Source organism: Agrobacterium sp. CMT1, assembly GCF_037203725.1.
GTDB classification, from domain to species: domain Bacteria; phylum Pseudomonadota; class Alphaproteobacteria; order Rhizobiales; family Rhizobiaceae; genus Agrobacterium; species Agrobacterium pusense.
The window spans coordinates 166,371-188,241 of sequence record NZ_JBBCAR010000007.1 but is presented as its reverse complement, the minus strand read 5'-3'; the positions used below and the strand labels follow the sequence as shown (position 1 = coordinate 188,241).

The window sequence follows — 21,871 nt, the reverse complement described above, 5'->3', positions numbered from 1 at the left end:
CATCCATAATATTTGACTGACTGTATAGTCAATGAAATTCTTATGCCGTCGCTCTGGGAGCTGTTCGGGGTATCCCTCCCCTAGAGAAGGATCATTGCAGACTGCCCGACGCATTCGCTGGCAAGTAACGGCATATGTTGACATACGGAGCATCAAACCACCTGCAGAAATCGGTTCCGGTTTTTGCACTGGTGCGATAGGCAGACCACCTGTTATTTCCGCCGATCACGACGGGTAGAAGGGCACGCGCCGACAATATGTAAGGATCCGGGGTAATGGCGAAAACGAAACTCTCACGTGCAGAACAGAAGATACAACGTCCGCTGCAAATTCTCGACGCCGCATTTGAGGAATTCACCAAAAGGGGATTTACGGCAACGCGGGTCGAAGACATTGCCGACCGGGTGGGAGTGACGAAAGGCACGGTCTATGTCTATTTCGAAACCAAGGAAACCCTTTTTGCCGCGATGATCGAGCACGTCGGCAGACCGTTCCAAGAGGCATTCGAAGCCTACGAACGCACCTCCGACGATCCGGTCGAGGAGCTTCGCCTGCTTCTCGAATTCCTGTTCGAAACGCTGGTGGATGACCGGCGTATGCGGGAACTCTTTCGTTTCGTCGTGGCCGAGGGAGCCAAGTTTCCGGATCTGATAGACCACCACCATGATATTCTGATGGCGCCGGTGCTCGCCCGCATCAATGCTATCCTGGACAAAGGTGTCGCGAAAAAGAGATTCAGGGCCAACGCGCCCGAACTTGCGCATGTCGTCATGTCACCAATGGTCGGAACATTGGTTTTCAGGCTGATTTTCGACGACCGGCGCAGTCTGGACAAGGAGGCCGTCATCAAGGTTCACCTCGACGTGCTCATGAACGGCCTGCTCCCCTGAGCAGCCAAAACATCCTGCCCGCCGCGGGCTGGATGGAACCCCACCTGGCTGACCTACGATACCGGACCTGGATCGCTCTCCCCCGCCACGAGCACCATCGGCCATATGCAATGGCGGGCCTGGGCGGGATAAAATGGCGCATAGGCCGGCATTGTCGACAAAAGAGTCTGCGCCACCGTAACACCGAGATCATGCAGCGACATGCGGAAGCTTGTCAGGCGCGGTTCGAGAAACTGTCCGCGCGGGCCGTCACGGAATCCGATGACGGCGAGATCCCGCCCCGGTTCGAGCCCCGCTTCCGCAAGACGACGATAAAGACCGACGGCCATCAACTCATAGATCAGCACAATCGCCGTCGGCCGAGGCCGCATCTGCAGCCATTCGCTGGCGGCGTGATAACCGCCCTGCTCGCTCGATTTCGCCCGGATGACCAAAGAGGAATCATAAGCGATGCCATTATCGTCCAGCGCACGCCTGTACCCATCAAGGAACACATGCCCGAGATTGATATCGCTGTCGGGCGCGGCTACCGCGATCGCACGATGCCCGGAGGCCACGAGGCGATCGATCGCGCTTTTCGCGACGCCCTCGAAATCGAGATCCACCCAGGCATGATCCGTGCTGGAGGCGGTCCGCCCGAGCGCTACGAAAGGAAGCCGATTCTGCTTGAGAAAATCGACACGCCTGTCGATTCGCCGGGTGGCGGAAATGATCATCGCATCGACCATGCGGCGCGCCACCATACGCTTGAGATATTCGTCGGGGTCCTCTTCTCCCGGGCAAGGCAGAACGATGAGATCGAGGTTGTGACCGGAAAACACGCTTTGCAGGCCATCCGTCAAGCCGAGAAAGAAGTTGTCGGCGTTCTCCACCGTCTGCGCGTCACTGCCCGTCATCAGACCAATGACATTGGTCGTTCCCTGCCGCAGGCTGCGGCCTGACTGGTTGGCGACGTAACCCAGTTTTTCCGCAGCCTCGAGAACGCGGCGCCGTGTCTCTTCGTTCACGTCGGGCTTGCCGTTCAGCGCACGGGAAACAGTGCCGATCGATATCTCGAGGTAATCGGCAAGCTGGCGAATTCCTTTCATGCGCTCCCCTCCAAATCCCGGCCCGCAATCTGCGCGCCACTTGATGGTCTTGACATATCTAACATCATCGGCATAGTCTCGTAAACGTTTACGACGCTCTGCGCAAAGAGGAGTTTGCGAAAGAGTCCGGGGAGATGAGATGACTTTTAATGCCGTTTTATGCGGGTGCGGAGCCATGGCCAAAGGCTGGCTGCGCGCCATCCAGTCCTCGCCGGAAATCGCCGGCGAAATCAGGATCGCAGGTCTGGTGGACCTGAACGAGGGCACGGCCCGCGCGCTTGCCGAGGAATTCGCCCTCACCGGCGCGGTCATCGGCACCGATCTTCGCGCGGTTCTCGCCGAAACGAAAGCCGACATTCTTTTTGACATCGTCATCCCGCAGGCGCGTTTCGCCGTAGTCGAAGCCGGTCTCGCAGCTGGATGCCATGTGCTGAGTGAAAAGCCGCTTGCAGCCTCGATGGAGGAAGCCGCGACGCTGGTGGAACTGGCGAAAAAAGCCGGCAAAATTCACGCCGTGGTGCAAAACCGTCGGTTCGTGGCCGGCATCAGACGTCTACGCCGCGCATTGGAGGAAGGCGTCATCGGTGATCTGACCGCCATCCATTGCGATTTCTTCCTGGGGCCGCATTTCGGGGGGTTTCGCGAGGAGATGAAAAACGTCCTGCTTCTCGATATGGCAATTCACACCTTCGACGCGGCCCGTTTCGTCGCCAATGAAAAGCCGCTCTCCGTCTTCTGTGTGGAGAAGAACCCGGCGGGCTCATGGTATGCGCATGGGGCCAGCGCCAACGCGATTTTCGAGTTCTCCAACGATGTCGTCTTCACCTATCGCGGCTCGTGGTGCGCTGAAGGCGAGCGGACGAGTTGGGAAGCACGCTGGCGGCTGATCGGCTCCAAAGGCATGATTCTCTGGGATGGCGAAGACGGTTTTTCCGCCTCGGTGGCTGGCAACGAACAGGGTCTTCTGCGTGGCTTCAAGACCGTAAACGTTTCCGATGCTGTGTCAGACAGGGTCGCGCGCGGCCATGCCAGCGTCATTTTATCATTTCTCGAATCCATGCGTACCGGCGAGATGCCGGAAACAGCCTCCTTCGACAATATCAACAGCCTCGCAATGGTGATGGGCGCGATCGAAAGCGCGCGCCTTGGCCAGCGCGTTTCCATTGCAGCATAAGGACCGACAGACGTGAGCAATCCGGCAACATCCATCCGCATCGGCACCATGATCAGCGCCACCAAGGGTCAGGCGGCCGAACGTATCGGGCAGATCGCCGATCTCGGCTTTGAAAGCTTCGAGCCCTTCTTCTGGCAGACGACCAACGGTCAGGAGCTTGCCGAACTCGGCAAGCGCTGCCTTGACGCAATTGGCGACCGCGATATCACCATCAGTACGCTCGGCATGTTCGGCAATCCGCTGGAAGAAACCGATATCGACCTTCAGACATTGCAGGGCTGGAAGGATTGCATCGACAACGCCCATCATTTCGGTGCGAATTGCGTGGCAGGTTTCACCGGCCGCCTGCGCGGCAGGCCGCTGCCGGAGAGCCTGCACAGATATAAGGAAATCTGGAGCGAGCTTGCCAGGCGTGCCGCCGACAAGGGCATAAAGATCGCTTTTGAAAACTGCGCCATGGACGGCAACTGGCAGACGGGCGACTGGAACATTGCGCATAATCCCGATGCCTGGGAACTGATCTTCAACGAAACGCCGGACGAGAATATCGGCATCGAGTGGGAACCCTGCCACCAGATGGTTTATCTGATCGATCCGCTACCGCAGATCCGCAAATGGGCGAAGAAGATTTTCCACGTGCATGGCAAGGACGCGACCATCCGCTGGGACGTCATCCGCGAGCATGGCATTTTCGGCAAGGAGAAGTTCGTCTTCATGCGCACGCCGGGTTTCGGCGACAGCAACTGGACCGACATTATTTCCGAACTGCGCCTCGCCGGCTGGTCCGGCTCGATCGATATCGAAGGCTGGCATGACCCGGTCTATCGCGATGCGCTGGAAATGACCGGACAGGTGCATGGCCTGAACTATCTGAAAAAATGCCGAGGCGGCGATTTCGTCGTCGATCCGACATAACGGAAACCTTTTGGGAGAAGGTTCCCGAGATTGCAGAGACGATAACCAAGAGGAGGAGATTATGGGTATCGCAAAATGCATGATGGCCGGCGTGTTTCTGTTGGCGGGCGTGTCCGCCGGCGCGATTGCGGCACAGGCAGAGGACGTGACTTTGACCTTGTGGTCGCTGGACCGGGATATCCAGCCGGCTCCAAATCTCATCAAGGAGTTCAACGCGCTCAATAACGGCATCAAAATCGAATACCGGCAACTGCAGTTCGATGACGTGGTGAGCGAATCCATGCGCGCCTATTCGACCGGCAATGCGCCCGACATCATCGCCATCGACAACCCCAACCACGCTATGTTCGCCGCACGCGGAGCCTTCCTCGATGTGACCGACATGATAGCCAAGTCCGATGTCATCAAGACGGAGAATTATTTCCCCGGCCCGCTGAAATCGGTAATGTGGGATGGAAAATATTTCGGCGTCCCGAAGGCGACCAACACGATCGCTCTTTATTACAACAAGGATCTGTTCAAGGCCGCCGGGCTGGATGCGGCAAAGCCGCCGCAAACCTGGGATGAGCTGGTTGACGCGGCACGCAAACTGACCAACCCTTCCAAGAACGTCTATGGCATCAGCTTCAGCGCCAAGGCGAATGAGGAGGGCACATTCCAGTTCCTGCCCTGGGCGCAGATGGCTGGCGCCACCTACAAGAACATCAACACCGAGGGAGCCGTGAAAGCGCTCGAGACGTGGAAGCTGATGCTGGACGAAAAACTGGCTTCGCCCGATACGCTGACACGCAGCCAGTGGGATTCTACCGCGACCTTCAACGCCGGCAACGCCGCCATGGTCATTTCGGGCCCATGGGAAATCGACCGCATGCTGAAGGACGCGAAGTTCGACTGGGGCGTCACGCTGCTGCCGGTTCCGGCGCCCGATGCGCCGCGCTCATCGGCCATGGGCGACTATAACTGGGCGATCTTCTCGAAGACCAAACATCCTGAAGAGGCCTTCAAGGCGATCGAGTTCTTTGTCTCGCAGGACAAGGACATGTTCAAGAATTTTGGCCAATTGCCGGCGCGTTCGGACATTCCCGTACCGCCCACCGGCAATGCGCTGAAGGATGAAGCGCTCAAGACCTTCGTCGAGCAGCTCAAATATGCACAGCCGCGTGGCCCCTCGCCCGAATGGCCGAAAATCTCGAAGGCCATTCAGGATGCCATTCAGGCCGCGCTGACGGGACAGATGTCTCCGAAGGACGCACTCGACCAGGCTGCACAGAAAATCAAGCTCGTCGATGGCTGATCAGGGAGGCGGCCGGCATGTCCGGCCCCATCCGCAGGGTTCCTCCCGGTGGGGTCGCTTGCCGTGATAAGCGGCGGCGGCCCCGAGCGGAGCTTGCGAGGATTTCTTATGAAAAAGCTGCTTTCCAGCATCAGCGATGGTCGCGGTTTCGATATCGCCCTTGTCGCCTTTCCTTTGGCTTTCCTCTTCGTGATGGCGGGGTTACCCCTGCTTTACAACATCGTCATGAGCTTTCAGGAAGTCGACATGTTCAGCCTGGGCACCTTCGTGCGCCCGTTCGTCGGTTTCAAGAACTATGTCGATCTGTTCCGGCAGCCGGAAACCTGGCCCATTCTGATGAATACGGTAACCTTTGTCGTCGCTTCCATAGCGGGGCAATTTGTCATCGGCTTCGGTCTGGCTCTGTTTTTCTGGGTCAATTTCCCCGGCGCCACCTGGCTGCGGGGCCTGTTCCTCGTTTCATGGGTCATGCCCGGCCTCGTTGTCGGTGCTATCTGGAACTGGATTTTGTCCGGCGACTTCGGGGTTCTGAACTTCTTCCTGCGCGAAAGCGGACTGATATCAGGCAATATTTTCTGGCGTTCGGATGCGAATTTTTCGCTCTGGGCGGTTGTGATCGCCAATATCTGGCTCGGCACCTCCTTCAACATGATCCTCCTTTCCGTCGGCCTCGCCTCCATTCCCGGCGATCTTTACGAAGCCGCCGAGCTTGATGGCGCCAACGCCTGGCAGCGCTTCTACACCATCACGCTGCCCATGATGCGCTCCACCATCGGCGCGATCATCTCGCTCGGGCTGATCTTCACCTTGCAGCAATTCGATCTATTTGCCGCCATTACCGATGGCGGACCCAATAACAGTTCCAACGTGGCGCAATATTGGGCCTGGGACCTGTCCTTCCGGCAATATGACTTCGGCAAGGGCGCGACGATTTCAGTAATCATGATCGTTTTCGTCATGCTGGCCTCCATCGTTTATGTGCGCTCCACACGGCATGAGGTACGCGGATGAGCATTAACAACCGTAACCGCCTGATGCTGGCAATCGCCATCATTCTTGCCATCATCTACCTCTTCCCGCTCTACTGGATGTATCTGACCTCGCTCAAAAGCGGCTCGGAGATGTTCGCCAACCCGCCCTCCTTCTGGCCTGGTGAACCACAATGGCAGACCTATGCCTATGTCTGGAACAGCCGCAACATGGGCCGTTACCTGTGGAATTCGGTGCTGATCGCTTCGAGTGCGGTGTTTTTGATCACCATCCTCGGCGTCGGCTGCGCCTATGTGCTGGCCCGTTATCGCAATGTCTGGGTGGATATCGGCCTGTTCCTCATCCTGATGCTGCAAGTCCTTCCAGCTTCATTGATGATCACGCCGATCTTCGTCGGTTTCTCGCAATTCGGGCTTCTGGATTATCCACGCCTGTCGGTCATCCTCGCCATTGCGGCGAAAAGCATGCCCTTCTTCGTTGTGCTGGTGCGCGCCACCTTCATGGCCGTGCCGCAGGAACTGGAGGAGGCAGCGCTCGTAGACGGCAATTCGAGGGTCGGCGCGTTTTTCAATATCGTGCTGCCACTTGCCAGAAACGGCATCCTCGTCAGCGCCATTCTCATCTTCATGCAGGCCTTCGGTGAGTTCGTTTACTCCAAATCGATGATCCAGGCGGCGGAACTGCAGCCCGCCAGCGTCGGCCTCAATTCCTTCATGGGGCCCAACACCAGCGAATGGAACAACATCATGGCCTATGCGACCATGTATGTGACGCCCATTCTCGCCCTCTTCATTCTCTTGCAGCGCCGCATCGTATCCGGCCTGACATCAGGAGCGCTAAAATGACCCTTCAGATCGAACTATCAGGCGTCAATAAATATTACGGCGCTTTCCATGCCCTGAAGAACATCAACCTTTCCATCAAGAAGGGCACCTTTGTCGCCCTTGTGGGACCATCCGGCTGCGGCAAGTCCACGCTTCTGCGCTCGCTTGCCGGGCTGGAGAGCATCTCGGCCGGTGACATGCGCATTGCCGGCACGCTGATGAACGGTGTGCCGCCGCGCAAGCGCGATGTGGCGATGGTATTCCAGTCCTATGCGCTCTACCCGCATATGACGGTCGAGGAAAACCTCACCTATTCGCTGCGCATGCGTGGTGTCGCCAAGGCAGAAGCCCGCAAGGCCGCGGAAGAGGTTGCCGCCACGACGGGGCTTTCCAAGCTCATGAAGCGTTATCCCCGAGAACTCTCTGGCGGGCAGCGCCAGCGTGTCGCCATGAGCCGGGCGATCATCCGTAATCCGCAGGCGTTCCTGTTCGATGAGCCGCTCTCCAACCTCGATGCGGCCTTGCGGGTTCACATGCGCAAGGAAATCCGCGCCCTCCACGACCGCCTGCACGCCACCTCGGTCTATGTCACCCATGACCAGATCGAGGCGATGACCATGGCCGATCATGTCGTCGTGATGCGTGACGGGGTAATCGAGCAGCAGGGGACACCGCTGGAGCTCTATGACCATCCCGTCAACCGCTTCGTCGCAGGCTTTATCGGCTCCCCAGCCATGAACTTCATCCCGGCGACCGTGAGTCCGGATGGCGCATCGCTCCAGCTGCGGTTCGGCGACGGTGAACCCCGGCAGTCGATCAGGAGCCCCGCCCCCCTGCAGCCGGGCAAACATCTCATCGTCGGCATCAGGCCCGAACATATCAGCCCCGCTACTGCAACGGGAGCGGTGTTGACACTGCCCGTCTCCGCTGTGGAGACAACGGGCTCGGCAACTTTCCTGACACTTGGCACATCCACGGAACTGGTGATTGCGATACAGGGCCGCAGTCTGGTCAAGGCCGGCGAGGTCATCGGCCTCGACGTTGACCCGTCCGATATGCATCTCTTCGATGAAGAGACAGGCGCTGGCTTGTAAACCGGTGAACCGCAGCGAAGCGGGACGCCGGTCGTCTTCGGTTTGACGATCCCCTATCGTCCAGCCCCGGACTCGAAGCTCTGCTATGCAATGTGGAAAGGCCATGGTCCATGTCGCCGGGACGGTTCAAAAAAAAGGGGCAGCCAAATGGCTGCCCCGCTGTATTTCAGCTACCCCGACCTCATGCAGGCCGCTCTTCACCTGCGTTGGGCCTCCACGTGATCAGCCTTTTCTCTGCGACATCGAGAATGAGGTCGATGATGAGGACGAAGACCGCAAGGATGATGATGCCTGCGAAAACGCCGACCGCATCGAAATTGCCTTCCGACCGGGCAATGAGGTAGCCGAGGCCTGCAGAAGCCCCAAGATACTCTCCGATGATCGCGCCAACCACCGCAAAGCCGACGGAGGTGCGCAGCGACGACAAAATCCAGCTCGCCGCAGCGGGAAAATAGACATGACGCAGCAGATCCGTGCGCCGCGCCCCGAGGATGCGGGTATTTGACAGCACGACCGGATTTACTTCGCGCACACCCTGCATGGCGTTGAAAAAGGTGACGAAAAAGACGAGCGTAACCGCAAGGGCAACTTTCGACCACAGACCGAGGCCAAGCCAGAGAACGAATATCGGAGCCAGGACGACGCGGGGAATGGCGTTTACCGCCTTGATGAACGGATCGAGCACGCGGGCGACGAAGGGGCTGAGGCCCAGCCAGACGCCAGCGCCCACCCCGAGACCGGTGCCGATGAGATAACCGAGCACGGTTTCGCTGAGGGTAATGCCGACATGCTTGTAGAAGCCGGCATCCGCAACCCAGTCGATCACCTGCCTGACGATATCGTAGGGTGCGGGAAAGAAGAAGCGATCAATGGCGCCGGAGGACACACCGAGTTGCCATCCGCCAAGAAGCACGACCAGAAGAACGACCTGGATGATACGAACATTAACGGCTTGCATAGCTTTTCTCCACTTCGCCGCGCAGGGACGCCCAGATATCGCGATAGAGCGTCATGAATTTCGGATCGAGTTTGATTTCAGCGACGTTGCGGGGTCGTTCGAGATCGACGGGAAAGCTCTCGATGACACGGCTCTTCGGACCCGCAGCCAGAACGACGACCCGATCTCCGAGCGCAATAGCCTCCTCCAGATCATGGGTAATCATGACCACCGCCCGGCGATCCTCCTGCCACAGGCGCAGCAATTCGTTCTGCATGAGATGGCGGGTGTGGATATCGAGTGCCGAGAAGGGCTCGTCCATCAGGATGACCTTCGGCTCGGTAATCAGCGCCTGCGCCATCTGTACGCGTTTACGCTGCCCGCCGGAAAGCTGATGCGGAAAACGGTCGCCAAAACCCTTGAGGCCGACTTTTTCAAGCCATGCCGTGACCTTGGCACGCCGCTCGTCCTCGGCAACGCCCCGGAACATCAGACCAAGCTCGACGTTTTGAAATGCGGTCTTCCAGGGAAGGAGGGCGTCCTGCTGAAACAGATATCCGATATTGTTCTGCACACCCTGGACCGCTGAACCGTCGATGGAAACCGTGCCCTGCGCGGGCTTCAGCAAGCCAGCAATGGCATTGAGGATGGTCGACTTTCCGCACCCGGTGGGCCCGACAATGGAAAGAAACTCGCCATCGCCGACCTTGAGGTTAACGTCCTGGACTGCAACAAACGCACCGAATGCCATGGTGACGTTCTCGATCGCGACCATGGGCTGTGGTTTGAAGTCCGCCACTGGCTCTAGCTTTCTGACTGGGGATGACATGGCGGCCTCTCAGTTTGCAGCCTTCGAAGCCGCGGCTTCGACGAACTTGTTGGTATAGGTGGTGTTGAGGTCGATCGACGCCTTTGCCACTGCCTCGTTGAAGGTCTTGAGAACGGCAAGCGGCGTTTCGAGATCGCCGGGCTCGAATTTGCCGTCTTCGGAGAAGATAGCCTTCGCGGCTTCGACGGCCTTGATGTAGGTTTTCTTGTCCCCGGACACGAAGTCGTCAGGAAGCTTCTCGACGATTTCTTCCGCCGAATGCTGCTTCATCCAGTGCAGCGCCCGTACCGTGGCATTGGTGACCTTCTGGATCACTTCGGGATTCGCGTCGATATACTCCTGGGTCGCATAAAGCACGGAGGTCGGATAGATGCCGCCATAAACATCTTTTGCGCCCTGATCGCTGCGTGCATCGATGAGGATTTTGCCCAGCCCGCGTTCGACGACAATCGTGGCCGCCGGGTCATAATTGACGAGCAGATCGATCTTGCCCTGCTGCAGGGCCGCAACGGCGGCAGCACCCGAGCCGACGCCGATGATGGAGATATCGTTGTCGCTTAAATTGTGCTGCTTCATATAGTAGCGAATGAAGAAGTCCGAGGAAGAGCCCGGCGAGGTGATACCGACCTTCTTGCCCTTGATCGTCTCAGGCTTTGCGGGATCGAAGTCAGTATCGTTCTTTCCTGCAAGAACCAGACCCGAGTTGCGGGCGAGCTGAACGAAGCCCACGACGTGCTTGTTCTGGGACTGCATCTGGATGGTGTGGTCATAAAAACCGACGGCGACGTCCGTGGAGCCGGCGACGAGCGCCTGTAGCACCTTCGAGCCTCCCTGGGCAAAGTTCTCGGTCGTCACATCAAGCCCCTCTTCCTTATAAAAGCCGAGGCTGGCCGCAACGGGGAAAGGCAGGTTGTTGAGGTTGTATGAGCCGACGCTCATTCTGACAGATTCGGCATTGGCGGTTGCCGCCAGCGCACAGAGCGCAGCCGTTGCAAGCAGGTATTTACGCATGAGGGTCTCCTCCCGTTTCGCGATATTTTAGCCACTATGGCCTTGTCTATGCTGCGTCTTCAATCGCAGCCATCGGCTTGGCGAAGGCAAAGCCTTCGAACAGCCTGCGCGCCGTCCTTACAAGTCCGGCTGTTATGGCTCCGTTTCGCATTTCCAGCTGTACATCCAGACGGCCTGCGGGATGTTCGATTCGGATCTGGGTCGGCACGGAAAGCCCTCCTGCCGCACTATAGGCGACGGTGCCTTCCGTTACGGCCGCCGTCGCGATGCCGACAGCGCCGGTTGTCGCGAGGGCAGGATGGCACTCGTTCGGCATGAAATACCTGACCGAAAACGTTCCACCCCGCCGCGCCGGCGCAATGAGCACCGGCTTTGGGATGACCATATCCCGAACGTCTCCCATCCCCATCATCGTTCCAGCCTCGATGCGTATGCGGGTCATCCGTTCAATCAGGTCTCGATTGGCGGAGAGCGATTGCGGATCTTCGTAGCCGGTGACGCCGAGATCAGCTGCCCGCATGAGAACCATCGGAATGGCGCAATCTATCGCCGTTACATCCACCCCGTCGATCACATCGACGGGTTTTCCGGTCGGCAGCAGCCTGCCGGTTTTCGCGCCGGCTGCATCCATGAATGTCAATGCGATGGGTGCCGCAAGACCCGGAACACCGTCGATCGATGCGTCACCAAGATAAATTACCTCGCGGCCCCGCGTCGGCACCTTCGCCTCGATCAGTTTGCCGGTATTCACGTTGTGAATCCTGACAAGCGTATCGTTACCCTGCGCCGGCACGAGCCCCGCCTCAATCGCGAAGGGACCGACGGCGGCCAGCATATTCCCGCAATTGGGGGAATAATCGACATGCTGCCTGTCGGTGCGCACCTGTGCGAACAGATAATCAATATCGGCGCCGGCGACCGTGGAAGGTCCGATGATCGCCACCTTCGACGTAACCGGATTGCCCCCGCCGATACCGTCGATCTGCAGCGGATGGCCTGAGCCCATGATGGACAGCAGAGCCGCATCCCTTGCCGCCGGATCTCGGGGCAAATCGGAAGCCAGAAAGAACGGTCCGCGAGACGTTCCGCCGCGCATCAGCACACAGGGTATCTTCATCAGATCGTTCATGATTAGCCTCAATCTTGCATTTTGCGGATCAATGCGCCGCGTTGTTGCAATATGGGCAAAAGAGTCTAATCTGTTAAATGCAATGTTTTGGAGGTTTATTGCGAAATGAGCATCAATTGCGAAATACTGGATTTGCGCGCATTTCAATCCGTAGTTGAGCTTGAGAGCTTTCACAGGGCAGCGGAGGCGCTGCATATCTCCCAGCCGGCACTCACCCGCCGCATCCAGAAGCTGGAGCAGGCCATCGGCGCACCGCTTCTGGAGAGAACGACTCGACATGTCGCTCCCACCGCCATGGGCCAGGAGGTGATGCCGCTTGTCCGGCGTATGCTGGAAGAATTCGATGGGTCGCTGTTCGCCATGAAAGATGGCGCGCAACGGCGCGGCCTCATCACGATGGCCTGCGTTCCCACCGCCGCTTTCTACTTTCTTCCCACGGTTATCAAGACCTTCAGTCAGCAATATCCAAACATCAGGCTGCGCATCAGGGATCTCACGGCAAATGAGGGGCTGCAGGCGGTTGCGAGAGGCGAGGTGGAATTCGGCATCAACCTGATGGGCAATTCCGATCCCGAACTGTCATTCGAACCGCTCATCGATGACCCGTTCGTGCTGGCGATGAGGAAAGATCACCCGTTGGCAAATTTCGAAACGATTGAATGGAATCAGCTGGAAGCCTATCCGCTCGTCGTCGTGGACCGTTCGAGCGGAAACAGGACCCTTCTAGACGGCGCGCTTGCGAGACACAATCTAAAGCTGAACTGGTTTTATGAGGTGACTCATCTCAATACGTCGCTCGGGCTGGTCGAAGCCGGACTGGGCATTTCCGTTCTGCCGCGGCTGGCCACGCCGCAGGACGAACATCCATTTCTCATCACCAGGCCGATCGTCAATCCCGTCGTCTCCCGTACGATTGGCATTGTACAAAGGCGAAGCAGTGCCCTTTCGCCCGCCGCGGAAAAATTCGTCCGGCTGCTGCTGGAGACCTGGAAGACACAGTAGTCACCTGATGGGTCGGGGATGCCCGGGAGGGCCCCTGACCCCGCAATCCTGATCTCCTGAAGTCTTGGAAAGGTTTTTCGCCGTCAGGTTTCTTCGAAGCCGACCGTGCCTCGCACAATCCCGTCGACAGCCTTTGCCGGCACGTCCTGCTGTGGCCACCGCTGCAAAGCTTCGTGTCCGGCCTCTGTCAGACCGTAGACTCCCCGGTCGAGTCGTTCGAACCAGCCATAAACATTCGAAAGCAGTATCTTCCCGGCATCGGGTATATTGGACCTGACCTCACGCACGCGCATCGGACCCGACGCCAGCGCCACGGCGCAGCCAAGCGCCTGCTGGCGATACGCTGTCATTATTGGCATGCGCGTGCTCCCACCCGCCGTGGGATCGCCCCGCCGCCTCTGATGTTCCCGCATGAGCCGCGACCGCCGTTTCGGATTGGTTCGCGGCATCGGCGAAACGGCGCCGACGATGATGCTGACGTCACCGGCATCGGAGATTCCCAGCATACCGATCCCGAGCCTGCGGCAAAGATCGCGGTAACGCCTGTCAGCCTCGCGGCCCTTACCCCTGGCAGAGACCCGGGCGGCGATCCACACCTCATCTGCGATAGCTGCGCGATCGACAGCCTGCAAAATGAGCTCCAGATTGAAGCTCAGCTTTAGCTCGCAGATGACGACGACGGGGGGATCGTTATCGCTCAAGCCAACAAGATCACAGCCACCCACTTCGCCCTTGACGGTATAACCCGCCTCTTCGAGGAAATCTTTGACGGGCAGATAAAGCGAAGTTTCCATATGCCTGAAGGTTCACGTGACTATACTACCCCCAGATATATCGATCCGCCTGCACAGGACAACCTCTTGGTTGGCACGTGAAGCGTCAGACCTGATCCAGTGAAAGGGTCAGGTCGGCGATAAGATCGTCGGGGTGTTCGATGCCGATTGACAGCCGGATCGTGGAATCAAGCACACCGATACGCTGACGGACATCGGCAGGAACGCCTGAATGCGTCATCGTTGCGGGATGAGAAGCAAGGGATTCCGTGCCGCCAAGGCTTACCGCAAGTTTGAATATGTTGAGCGCATTGAGAAATTTGAAAGATGCGGCCTGCCCGCCGACAATGTCGAATGAGAAGGTGGATCCTGCCCCCGAACATTGGGCGGCAAACACCTTGCCAACCGCGGATGCCGGATCGCTGAATGGCAGGTAGTGGATTTTTTCGACCTTGGGATGGGCATTCAGGAATTCAGCCACAAGCCTGGCGTTGCTGTCCGCCCGTTCCATCCTGATTTGCAGCGTCTCCAGGGAACGTCCGAGCATCCAGCACGAGTGCGGATCGAGCTGCGTGCCGATCGCCCCACGTAGGGCCTTCACCTGCTTCATCACATCCTTGCGCCCCAGTGCCGCCCCGGCGATAAGATCGGAATGCCCGCCAACATATTTTGTCAGCGAATAGAGCGAAATATCGGCGCCATGTTCTATGGGCCGCTGGAATACAGGACCAAGAAGCGTGTTATCGCAGGCGATGATCGGCCTGTGCCCCTGCCTTTTGCCAATCACCTCGGCGACCCGGCCTATCATGGCGATGTCGACAATGCTGTTCGTCGGATTGGCGGGGGTCTCGATCAGGATAACGGACACCCTGCCTTTCGCCATCGCCTCCTCTGCCGCCGCCATGACCGAGGTTTCGCTTACACCATCGGCGAAACCCACTGCGGACACGCCGAAATTATGAAAGGTCTTCGCGAGAAGCGTTTCCGTGCCGCCGTAAAGGGGCTGGGAATGGAGCACCGTATCGCCGGGCCGGACGAAGGCGAAAAGCGTCGTCGAAATCGCGGACATGCCCGAGGAGAAGAGCGCACAGCTCTCCGTCCGTTCATAAACTGCAAGACGATCCTCGACGATCTCGCTGTTTGGATGGTTGAAACGCGAATAAACGAGACCGGCGCCTCTGCCCTCCGGCGGCTCCTTGCGCCCGGAGACATAATCGAAGAAGTCGCGACCATCTTCTGCCGACTTGAAAACGAAGGTGGATGTCAAGAACACCGGAGGCTTCACGGCTCCCTCCGACAACTCCGGATCATACCCGTAATTGAGCATCTGGGTTTCGGGATGAAGAGCATGGTTGCCGATATGGGTTTTGGACGGATGCGGCGCAGTCATTTCCGATGATCCCTCAGCTGGCGTTGAACTTCCTGCAGGTTACACGCAATGAAGTCGAAATGCCTTGCATTTTGGAGCGTTTACATGCCCCATGAAGCAATATATTGCGGAGAATTGTAATTTATGTCGCAGAAAATTGCAGACCCGATCGACCGGCGGATACTTCGGGAATTGTCCGCCGATGCACGGATCACGAATAACGAACTCGCCGAGCGCGTGGGGCTGTCGGCATCCGCATGTCTACGCCGGCTTCGACGCCTGGAAGAAATGGGTGCCATCAAGGGATATTCCGCCATCAAGGGATATTCCGCCATCATCGATCCGGCGATCGAGGGATGGACCATGACCGCTCTCGCATCCATTCGCCTCAGCCGCCAGCACGATGATGAAATCCGGATGTTCGAAGCGGCGGTTCTTGAGTGGGACGAGGTTCTCGAATGTCATCTTGTCACGGGCACGAAGGACTACATGCTGAAGGTCATGTGCGGCGGACTGGAGGATTACGAGCGTTTCATCAAGGACAAGATCGCGAAGCTGAAATGCGTGGACACCATCGAGACCAGCTTCGTCATGAACACGATCAAGACGCGGCGCATCTGGTCGTCGTAACGCGCGGACAATGTCGCGCTGGCGGCATGCTGTCCGCACCTTCCGGGGGAAATTTTGATCCGAATTAGGGTCGTGGCGGGTTGAGATGATGTACGGCAAAGGGTATCAGGTGCCCCATTCTCGGGCGGCTCTTCCGCAAGCAACAAGGCACATCCTGACATGAACCCGGACTTCCTCGTCACCCATTCCGGTGGCTTCCATGCCGATGAACTTCTGTCGAGCGTTGTGCTGACGCGGCTTTTCCCGCAGGCCCGCCTCATCCGCAGCAGGGCACCGGAATGGCTCGCTGCCGGTGCGGACCGCATCATCTACGACGTAGGCGGCGCCTACGACGCAGCAAGAGGAATGTTCGACCACCACCAGCGCGGCGCGCCGTTACGCGATGACGGACAGCCCTACAGTTCGTTCGGGCTGATCTGGAAGCATTTCGGCCGCGATTATCTTGCTGCCTTCGGCGTTCCAGAACACCACATCGAAACCATTCACGCTTCTTTCGATGCCGGTTTTGTGTTGCCTGTTGACCTTGTTGACAATGGGGCGCTCAGCCCCTCGACCGCCGGACCGCTCGCCGGGCTGACCCTGCCCGTCCTGCTCGAAACTCTGAAACCCGTTTTTGATGACACCGATCCCGAAGCGGACAATCGCAATTTCCACGCGGCGCTGGGCATTGCCCGCAGCTTCGTTGAGGCAAAAATAACCAACAGTGCCGCAAAGTTGCGCGCCGAAGCGCTTGTGAAGCAGGCTATCGTGGATGCTGGCGAAGGGCATATTCTCGAGTTGCCGATGGGAATGCCGTTCCGGCCCGCCATCGTGAAGGCAGGCGCCGATCATCTGCTCTTCGTCGTTCATCCGCGTAACAACGACTGGTGCCTGACCGGTATCCGGCGCGCCGACGAGGGCTTCGCGTTGCGGGCGGATCTGCCGGCGGCCTGGGCAGGCCTGACTGACAAGGATCTGGAAGCGGTTTGTGGCGTGGAAGGCGCGAGCTTCTGCCATAACGGCCGGTTTGTCGCAGCTGCAAAGACCCGCGACGCCGCGTTGGCCATGGCAGAACTGGCGGTAAAAGAGGCTCTCTCCTTCAGCAACAATGCACCGGCGACAGAGCCGTCAAATGGCGGGACCTGAGCGCCTGGCTGCTGATGCGGTTCGGGCGGGGCAAATCCGCGATCCTGTCTGCATTTTTTAAAACGCGGTTCTGCGCATAGCGTCTGGACGCAAATTTCTGCGGAACAATCTGTAGATGTTGAAGTTACCCTTCGTGAGGAGGAGGACCATCTATGACCAGCAGAGCCATTTTTGCGGGGGCAGCAACTGCCCTGTCGATGCTTTTTTCCACCGCCGCACTGGCCCAGACCGACCTGACGATGTGGTATCACGGCGCAGGCAATGTTGAAGAACGCAAGATTCTGGCCGGCATCATCGAGGACTTCAACTCGTCCCAGTCGGACTGGCGGGTCTCGCTTCAGGAATTCCCCCAGAATGCATATAATGAATCCGTCACCGCTGCTGCGCTTTCCAACAAGCTGCCAGACATTTTGGATGTCGACGGTCCGAACATGCCCAACTGGGCGTGGTCCGGATATTTGCAACCACTGAAGATCGACGAGGCAAAGCTTGCGAATTTCCTGCCCGGCGCCGTGGGCCGGTGGGGAGACAAGCTCTATTCGGTCGGTCTGTGGGACGCTGCCGTGGCGGTTTTCGCCCGCAAATCGGTGCTCGATGAAAACGGTATCCGCATTCCAACTCTTGAACAGCCGTGGACCGGCGAGGAATTCAACGCAGCCCTTGAGAAGCTCGCTGCCAGCGGCAAGTTCGAATATGCCATCGACCTCGGCATGGCCGATAAAACCGAATGGTACAGCTATGCCTTCAGTCCCTTTCTGGAAAGTTTCGGCGGCAGCCTGATCGACAAGGAGAATTATCGAACCGCCGAGGACTTCCTCAATGGAGACAATGCCGTCAAGTTCGGGGAGTGGTGGCAATCCCTGTTCGCCAAGAAGCTTGCACCCGGGACATCGCAATCACCCGCCGACCACGAAACCGGATTTCTGGAAGGTCGCCACGCCTTGCAATGGATGGGCAACTGGGTTGCGGTGAAGGCTCTGGAAAAATATGGAGACGATCTGCTTTTCCTGCCCGCGCCTGATTTCGGGCAGGCTCCGAAGATCGGCGCGGGGTCATGGCAGTTTGGCGTTTCGGCCACCAGCAAGCATCCCGAAGGCGCTTCCGCCTTCATCGAATTCGCCATCCAGGACAAATATCTCGCGCAGTTCTCGGATGCGATCGGTCTTATCCCGGCCACGTCCTCGGCAGCCCAGATGACGAAGAATTACAAGAAGGGCGGCCCGCTCGAAGTTTTCTTCGAACTATCCAGACGCCAGGGTACGTTGCGTCCTGTCACTCCGGCCTACGCCTTCATCTCGCCGGTCTTCTCCAAGGCTCTTTCCGACATTGCCAACGGTGCGGATGTGGCCGATACCCTCGATAATGCAACGGACGAGATAAACAACAATCTGGAACGCAATTCCGGTTACCAACCCAAATAGGGGCGTGATCGATGGCGCTCTTTTCTTCACAGGGAAAACCGGCCCGGGACAGCTTCACGGGCTGGTTCATGGCCGCACCGGCGGTGGTGCTGATCGGGCTCTTCCTGATCACACCATTTCTGCTGGGGCTGGGTTTTTCCTTCACCAACCAGCGGCTCACATCTCCCAACCCGACGGAGTTCGTCGGCTTTGAAAACTACAGCCGGCTGCTGGGCGTCGGTGTGCTAACGCTCAAGCCGGAAAGGCAGGCCGATGGAAGCATCAGCCGGGATGCGGATGGCTCCATCGCCTATCCGAGAATTCGTAATTTCACCCGCAACAACCCCGACTATCCTCATCTGGACGGAATGCGGGAATATAAGAACTTCAGCTGGGGCGAGAACCGGATCGTCATTCTCGCACGCGACGTCGTATTCCTGACCTCCGTCGTAAACACCCTTTCCTTCGTGGTCGTGGTCGCGCCGGTTCAGGCGGCGCTGGCGCTGTTTCTTGCCCTGCTGGTGAACCAGAAAATCCCCGGCGTCACGATTTTTCGTGCGATCTATTTCATGCCTGTGGTCTTGTCGGTGGTGGTGGTGGCGCTTCTCTGGCGGTTTATTTATGCCGCCGATAATGGGCTCTTGAACAGCCTTCTGAGCTATATGAGTTTTGGGCTCTTCCAGCCCGTCGACTGGCTGGGCAGAACCGATACCGCCTTATGGGCCATTCTGGTGATGTCAGTCTGGCAGGGCGTCGGTTTCCATATGGTCATCTGGCTTTCCGGCCTGCAGACTATCTCGCCCGATCTCTACGAGGCAGCGGACATTGAAGGCGCGAGCCGCTGGCAGAAGTTCTGCATGATAACCTGGCCGCTGCTGCGCAACACGGCGGTGCTCGTTATCATCGTCATCACCATGCAGGCTTTTGCGCTTTTTGCGCAGATCGATGTGATGACCAAAGGCGGGCCTCGCGACTCTACGCAGAGCATCGTCTATCAGGCGGTTGAGCGAGGATACCGCCAGCAGGACATAGCCGCGGGCTCCGCAATTTCTGTCGTCCTTTTCCTGCTTGTCCTGTGCATTTCGCTGACCCAGCGCTACCTGACAAGGGAGAAGCAATGATGCAGGCCGGACGCCGCAAAAGTCCCGTTTTTCTCATCGGCAATTACGCGCTCATGCTCGCCTTCGCGGGGATCTTCATCCTGCCCCTGTTGTTCATGGGGTTCTCATCGCTAAAACCGAACGACCAGCTGTTGAGCGATGCTACTTCGATACGAGCCTTCCTGCCGGTCGGAGATCTTTCGCTCGAAAACTATACTGCGGCTTTCGCCCGGGCGCCGATTGCAACCTTCATATTCAATTCCGTTATGGTGACTGGCGTCACCGTATTTCTCGCCCTGCTGCTCGGCTCGCTTGCCGCCTTCGCTTTTACGTTTTTGAACTGGCGCGGCAAGGACGTTCTCTTCTCTATCATTCTCGCCACGCTCATTATTCCGTTTGAGACGATTGCCGTGCCGCTGCTGCTGGAGGTCAACAATCTGCCATGGATCGGCAGCGGCGGGTTTACCTGGGGTTGGCTCAATTCCTGGCATGTGCAGATCATTCCATGGATCGCGGACGGACTGACGATTTTTCTCTTCGTCCAATATTTCAAGGATCTGCCGAGGGAATTGCTGGAGGCGGCACGCATCGACGGAGCCAGCTGGCTGCGTATTTACGCACAGGTGGTAATGCCGCTCAGCGGGCCGGTGATCGCAACAGCTGCGATCTTGAAGTTTCTCGTCATGTACAGCCAGCAGTATCTATGGCCGCTTCTCGTCACGCAGTCCGAGGCTTACCGGCCGGTTATGGTGGGGCTGCAGTATTTCTTCCAGCTCAACACGCCCTGGGGTGAAGTCATGGCCTATCTCACCATTATTACCCTGCCCGTGCTGATATTTTACCTGTGTCTGCAGAGACTTTTCATCTCCAGCATCGCAGCAAGCGGAATAAAGGGATAGCGTTTTGAAGGCTGCCCGGCATCTTAAACCGCCAGGCCCGCCGCCATCCGGTCTTCTCGCGATCCCACGACAACAACATCCTCCTTACCCCCTGCCGGGACGGGCATAATTCCGACAGGGACGCGTGCAACTGCTTTCTCTCAAAAACGGGTTCCAGTCTTTCGCCGCTAGGATTGCCCAGGCAGTAGCGCCGACATGCGGCAGTCTGAAATATTTGAAATCGGCAGAGGTCGAGGCAGGCCCGATCATCAGCCCTGTCGTCAACTCCGGCCCGACAGTGGCATAGACCAGACCATCGGGCGACACCTCAACATCAACGGTGGCAAGCAGGGCTTCGGCGCGCCCGGCGTGGCCTGCATGCTGAAACGCAAGCGCTGCCTGCGCCGTGCCTTCCAGCCAGATGCCGTCCCGGTCATCGTTGAAATCGAAGCCTTCCCCGACCGCATAGTGCCGGTCGATCCATTCCAGCACGCGCTCGGCGCGGCCGCGGAATTCCGGAACGGCGAGGATGGGCCAGAGTTCGGAATCTATTCCCGACTGGGTTAAATTGGGCCGATCGCTGCCGGGCAGGCTACCAACATAAAAACGACCCTGCTGCTCATTCCACATGGCGTCGAGGAACTTGCCTGCCCTGTCCTGCATCGTCTGCCAGGTTTTATCGTCCCCACTCTCGGTGAGCCAGCTGGCAACAGCGTAAACATCGAGATTGTGCTCTGTCGATTTCCAGTCGAGTTTCATCGGAGACGGTTCGTGGCCGAATGTGCCGCCCGTGTAACCGATGTCGCTTTCACCCTTGGTATATGCATCGATCCAGCGCATGATTTTTTCCGCGGCCTGCAAATAGGCTGGATTGTCGGAGTGCTCAGAGGCGGTAAGCAGGGCAAGGGCTGCCCAGGCGAGATTGCCTGTCGCACTGCCGACCTGATAGCCGTCTTCGACCCAGGCATTGCTGGCGGCATTCCAGAAACCGGGCAGGAGCATAAGCTCCGTTTTGCTGACGACCGGGCCGGAGCGATAGGCGTTGCGCAGGCGGCCATCACTGTAACGGCGGTCACGGTTCACGGCCAGCAGCAGCGCATCGGCAACCCTTGTTGCTTCTGCGTCTTTCCCACATGCAAAAAGAGCGATGGATGCCAGCGCATTGTCATAGGTGAAACCCGTATTCGAAAGCGCCGGATCGAGCGCCTTGCCACCGGGCGCAGGCTCGAAGCTGCGGAACACGAAGGGCGCGGGAGAACCATCCATCTTCCCGGCAAGGCCCGCGCATAAGCGCGAAGCGAGCATATCGCGGACGGATCCGGATGCAGCGCGCCCGTCACCTCCAGCCAACACTGTCATGACACAGGACATCAGGATCGCAGGGATGATCGATCTGAGAGGCATGAGCGGAATTCCCGT

At 58.2% G+C, this 21,871-nt stretch carries 21 protein-coding genes; 13 read left to right on the top strand and 8 right to left on the bottom strand.

Features of this window, described 5'->3' with window-relative positions:
• The first annotated feature begins 275 nt into the window (after positions 1-275).
• Complete coding sequence (locus WA845_RS09495) at positions 276-890, top strand: TetR/AcrR family transcriptional regulator (RefSeq protein WP_112556248.1); 615 nt, start codon at positions 276-278, stop codon at positions 888-890.
• A gap of 53 nt (positions 891-943) precedes the next feature.
• Here the strand turns inward: WA845_RS09495 and WA845_RS09490 are convergent, their stop codons facing one another.
• The gene (locus WA845_RS09490; RefSeq protein ID WP_112556250.1) at positions 944-1,978 is read right to left on the bottom strand and encodes a LacI family DNA-binding transcriptional regulator; all 1,035 of its coding nucleotides are present in this window, start codon (positions 1,976-1,978) and stop codon (positions 944-946) included.
• 139 nt (positions 1,979-2,117) lie between these two features.
• Here WA845_RS09490 and WA845_RS09485 point away from each other — a divergent pair, with 139 nt between their 5' ends.
• The 6 genes from WA845_RS09485 (at position 2,118) to WA845_RS09460 (ending at position 8,269) form a co-directional block, all read left to right on the top strand.
• On the top strand, positions 2,118-3,152 hold the full coding sequence (locus WA845_RS09485) for a Gfo/Idh/MocA family protein (protein ID WP_112556252.1): 1,035 nt from the start codon (positions 2,118-2,120) through the stop codon (positions 3,150-3,152).
• A 12-nt stretch (positions 3,153-3,164) separates the two neighbouring features.
• Positions 3,165-4,067: a TIM barrel protein gene (locus WA845_RS09480; protein WP_112556254.1), complete on the top strand. Its 903-nt coding sequence runs from the start codon at positions 3,165-3,167 to the stop codon at positions 4,065-4,067.
• 61 nt (positions 4,068-4,128) lie between these two features.
• Positions 4,129-5,361 (top strand): ABC transporter substrate-binding protein, encoded by a 1,233-nt coding sequence (locus WA845_RS09475; RefSeq protein WP_022563091.1) that lies wholly within the window; start codon positions 4,129-4,131, stop codon positions 5,359-5,361.
• A 108-nt stretch (positions 5,362-5,469) separates the two neighbouring features.
• On the top strand, positions 5,470-6,372 hold the full coding sequence (locus tag WA845_RS09470) for a carbohydrate ABC transporter permease (protein ID WP_006697215.1): 903 nt from the start codon (positions 5,470-5,472) through the stop codon (positions 6,370-6,372).
• Entirely contained in the window at positions 6,369-7,196 is an 828-nt protein-coding gene (locus WA845_RS09465) for a carbohydrate ABC transporter permease (RefSeq protein WP_004445880.1), read from the top strand. The genes WA845_RS09470 and WA845_RS09465 overlap by 4 nt, the downstream gene beginning before the upstream one ends.
• The gene (locus WA845_RS09460; RefSeq protein ID WP_034497356.1) at positions 7,193-8,269 is read left to right on the top strand and encodes an ABC transporter ATP-binding protein; all 1,077 of its coding nucleotides are present in this window, start codon (positions 7,193-7,195) and stop codon (positions 8,267-8,269) included. Before WA845_RS09465 ends, WA845_RS09460 begins: the two co-directional genes overlap by 4 nt.
• A 181-nt stretch (positions 8,270-8,450) precedes the next feature.
• On the opposite strand, the gene WA845_RS09455 is transcribed toward WA845_RS09460, so the two are convergent.
• From WA845_RS09455 to WA845_RS09440, 4 genes are all read right to left on the bottom strand, one after another.
• Entirely contained in the window at positions 8,451-9,227 is a 777-nt protein-coding gene (locus tag WA845_RS09455; protein WP_004445883.1) for an ABC transporter permease, read from the bottom strand.
• Positions 9,214-9,981 (bottom strand): ABC transporter ATP-binding protein, encoded by a 768-nt coding sequence (locus tag WA845_RS09450; protein WP_060942253.1) that lies wholly within the window; start codon positions 9,979-9,981, stop codon positions 9,214-9,216. The genes WA845_RS09455 and WA845_RS09450 overlap by 14 nt, the downstream gene beginning before the upstream one ends.
• A 63-nt stretch (positions 9,982-10,044) precedes the next feature.
• Entirely contained in the window at positions 10,045-11,046 is a 1,002-nt protein-coding gene (locus WA845_RS09445) for an ABC transporter substrate-binding protein (RefSeq protein WP_022563095.1), read from the bottom strand.
• A gap of 46 nt (positions 11,047-11,092) precedes the next feature.
• Entirely contained in the window at positions 11,093-12,175 is a 1,083-nt protein-coding gene (locus WA845_RS09440) for a 4-oxalomesaconate tautomerase (RefSeq protein WP_034497360.1), read from the bottom strand.
• A 105-nt stretch (positions 12,176-12,280) separates the two neighbouring features.
• Between WA845_RS09440 and WA845_RS09435 the strand changes: the two genes are divergently transcribed.
• On the top strand, positions 12,281-13,177 hold the full coding sequence (locus WA845_RS09435) for a LysR family transcriptional regulator (RefSeq protein ID WP_004445891.1): 897 nt from the start codon (positions 12,281-12,283) through the stop codon (positions 13,175-13,177).
• A gap of 83 nt (positions 13,178-13,260) precedes the next feature.
• Here WA845_RS09435 and WA845_RS09430 read toward each other — a convergent pair whose 3' ends face one another.
• Both WA845_RS09430 and WA845_RS09425 read right to left on the bottom strand, forming a co-directional pair.
• A complete protein-coding gene (locus WA845_RS09430; protein ID WP_072493329.1) occupies positions 13,261-13,971 on the bottom strand; it encodes a DUF2161 domain-containing phosphodiesterase in 711 nt (236 codons plus the stop codon).
• An 85-nt stretch (positions 13,972-14,056) separates the two neighbouring features.
• A complete protein-coding gene (locus WA845_RS09425; RefSeq protein ID WP_004445895.1) occupies positions 14,057-15,340 on the bottom strand; it encodes a cystathionine gamma-synthase family protein in 1,284 nt (427 codons plus the stop codon).
• A gap of 123 nt (positions 15,341-15,463) precedes the next feature.
• Here WA845_RS09425 and WA845_RS09420 point away from each other — a divergent pair, with 123 nt between their 5' ends.
• The 5 genes from WA845_RS09420 (at position 15,464) to WA845_RS09400 (ending at position 20,473) form a co-directional block, all read left to right on the top strand.
• On the top strand, positions 15,464-15,949 hold the full coding sequence (locus tag WA845_RS09420; RefSeq protein WP_337322300.1) for an Lrp/AsnC family transcriptional regulator: 486 nt from the start codon (positions 15,464-15,466) through the stop codon (positions 15,947-15,949).
• A 159-nt stretch (positions 15,950-16,108) separates the two neighbouring features.
• Entirely contained in the window at positions 16,109-17,074 is a 966-nt protein-coding gene (locus WA845_RS09415) for an MYG1 family protein (protein WP_112556255.1), read from the top strand.
• A 152-nt stretch (positions 17,075-17,226) separates the two neighbouring features.
• On the top strand, positions 17,227-18,495 hold the full coding sequence (locus tag WA845_RS09410) for a sugar ABC transporter substrate-binding protein (RefSeq protein ID WP_112556256.1): 1,269 nt from the start codon (positions 17,227-17,229) through the stop codon (positions 18,493-18,495).
• Positions 18,496-18,506: 11 nt separating this feature from the next.
• Entirely contained in the window at positions 18,507-19,595 is a 1,089-nt protein-coding gene (locus WA845_RS09405; protein ID WP_112556258.1) for a carbohydrate ABC transporter permease, read from the top strand.
• Positions 19,592-20,473 carry a carbohydrate ABC transporter permease gene (locus tag WA845_RS09400; protein ID WP_112556260.1) on the top strand — a complete coding sequence of 294 codons (882 nt, stop codon included), beginning with the start codon at positions 19,592-19,594 and terminating at the stop codon, positions 20,471-20,473. The genes WA845_RS09405 and WA845_RS09400 overlap by 4 nt, the downstream gene beginning before the upstream one ends.
• A gap of 84 nt (positions 20,474-20,557) precedes the next feature.
• On the opposite strand, the gene WA845_RS09395 is transcribed toward WA845_RS09400, so the two are convergent.
• Complete coding sequence (locus tag WA845_RS09395) at positions 20,558-21,856, bottom strand: hypothetical protein (protein WP_112556262.1); 1,299 nt, start codon at positions 21,854-21,856, stop codon at positions 20,558-20,560.
• Between the last annotated feature and the right edge of the window lie 15 nt (positions 21,857-21,871).

Coding starts and splice junctions, on each gene's coding strand:
- WA845_RS09495 (WP_112556248.1), top strand. CDS start 276: ATGGCGAAAACGAAACTCTCACGTGCAGAACAGAAGATACAACGTCCG.
- WA845_RS09490 (WP_112556250.1), bottom strand. CDS start 1,978: ATGAAAGGAATTCGCCAGCTTGCCGATTACCTCGAGATATCGATCGGC.
- WA845_RS09485 (WP_112556252.1), top strand. CDS start 2,118: ATGACTTTTAATGCCGTTTTATGCGGGTGCGGAGCCATGGCCAAAGGC.
- WA845_RS09475 (WP_022563091.1), top strand. CDS start 4,129: ATGGGTATCGCAAAATGCATGATGGCCGGCGTGTTTCTGTTGGCGGGC.
- WA845_RS09470 (WP_006697215.1), top strand. CDS start 5,470: ATGAAAAAGCTGCTTTCCAGCATCAGCGATGGTCGCGGTTTCGATATC.
- WA845_RS09465 (WP_004445880.1), top strand. CDS start 6,369: ATGAGCATTAACAACCGTAACCGCCTGATGCTGGCAATCGCCATCATT.
- WA845_RS09460 (WP_034497356.1), top strand. CDS start 7,193: ATGACCCTTCAGATCGAACTATCAGGCGTCAATAAATATTACGGCGCT.
- WA845_RS09455 (WP_004445883.1), bottom strand. CDS start 9,227: ATGCAAGCCGTTAATGTTCGTATCATCCAGGTCGTTCTTCTGGTCGTG.
- WA845_RS09450 (WP_060942253.1), bottom strand. CDS start 9,981: ATGGTCGCGATCGAGAACGTCACCATGGCATTCGGTGCGTTTGTTGCA.
- WA845_RS09445 (WP_022563095.1), bottom strand. CDS start 11,046: ATGCGTAAATACCTGCTTGCAACGGCTGCGCTCTGTGCGCTGGCGGCA.
- WA845_RS09440 (WP_034497360.1), bottom strand. CDS start 12,175: ATGAACGATCTGATGAAGATACCCTGTGTGCTGATGCGCGGCGGAACG.
- WA845_RS09435 (WP_004445891.1), top strand. CDS start 12,281: ATGAGCATCAATTGCGAAATACTGGATTTGCGCGCATTTCAATCCGTA.
- WA845_RS09430 (WP_072493329.1), bottom strand. CDS start 13,971: ATGGAAACTTCGCTTTATCTGCCCGTCAAAGATTTCCTCGAAGAGGCG.
- WA845_RS09425 (WP_004445895.1), bottom strand. CDS start 15,340: ATGACTGCGCCGCATCCGTCCAAAACCCATATCGGCAACCATGCTCTT.
- WA845_RS09420 (WP_337322300.1), top strand. CDS start 15,464: ATGTCGCAGAAAATTGCAGACCCGATCGACCGGCGGATACTTCGGGAA.
- WA845_RS09415 (WP_112556255.1), top strand. CDS start 16,109: ATGAACCCGGACTTCCTCGTCACCCATTCCGGTGGCTTCCATGCCGAT.
- WA845_RS09410 (WP_112556256.1), top strand. CDS start 17,227: ATGACCAGCAGAGCCATTTTTGCGGGGGCAGCAACTGCCCTGTCGATG.
- WA845_RS09405 (WP_112556258.1), top strand. CDS start 18,507: ATGGCGCTCTTTTCTTCACAGGGAAAACCGGCCCGGGACAGCTTCACG.
- WA845_RS09400 (WP_112556260.1), top strand. CDS start 19,592: ATGATGCAGGCCGGACGCCGCAAAAGTCCCGTTTTTCTCATCGGCAAT.
- WA845_RS09395 (WP_112556262.1), bottom strand. CDS start 21,856: ATGCCTCTCAGATCGATCATCCCTGCGATCCTGATGTCCTGTGTCATG.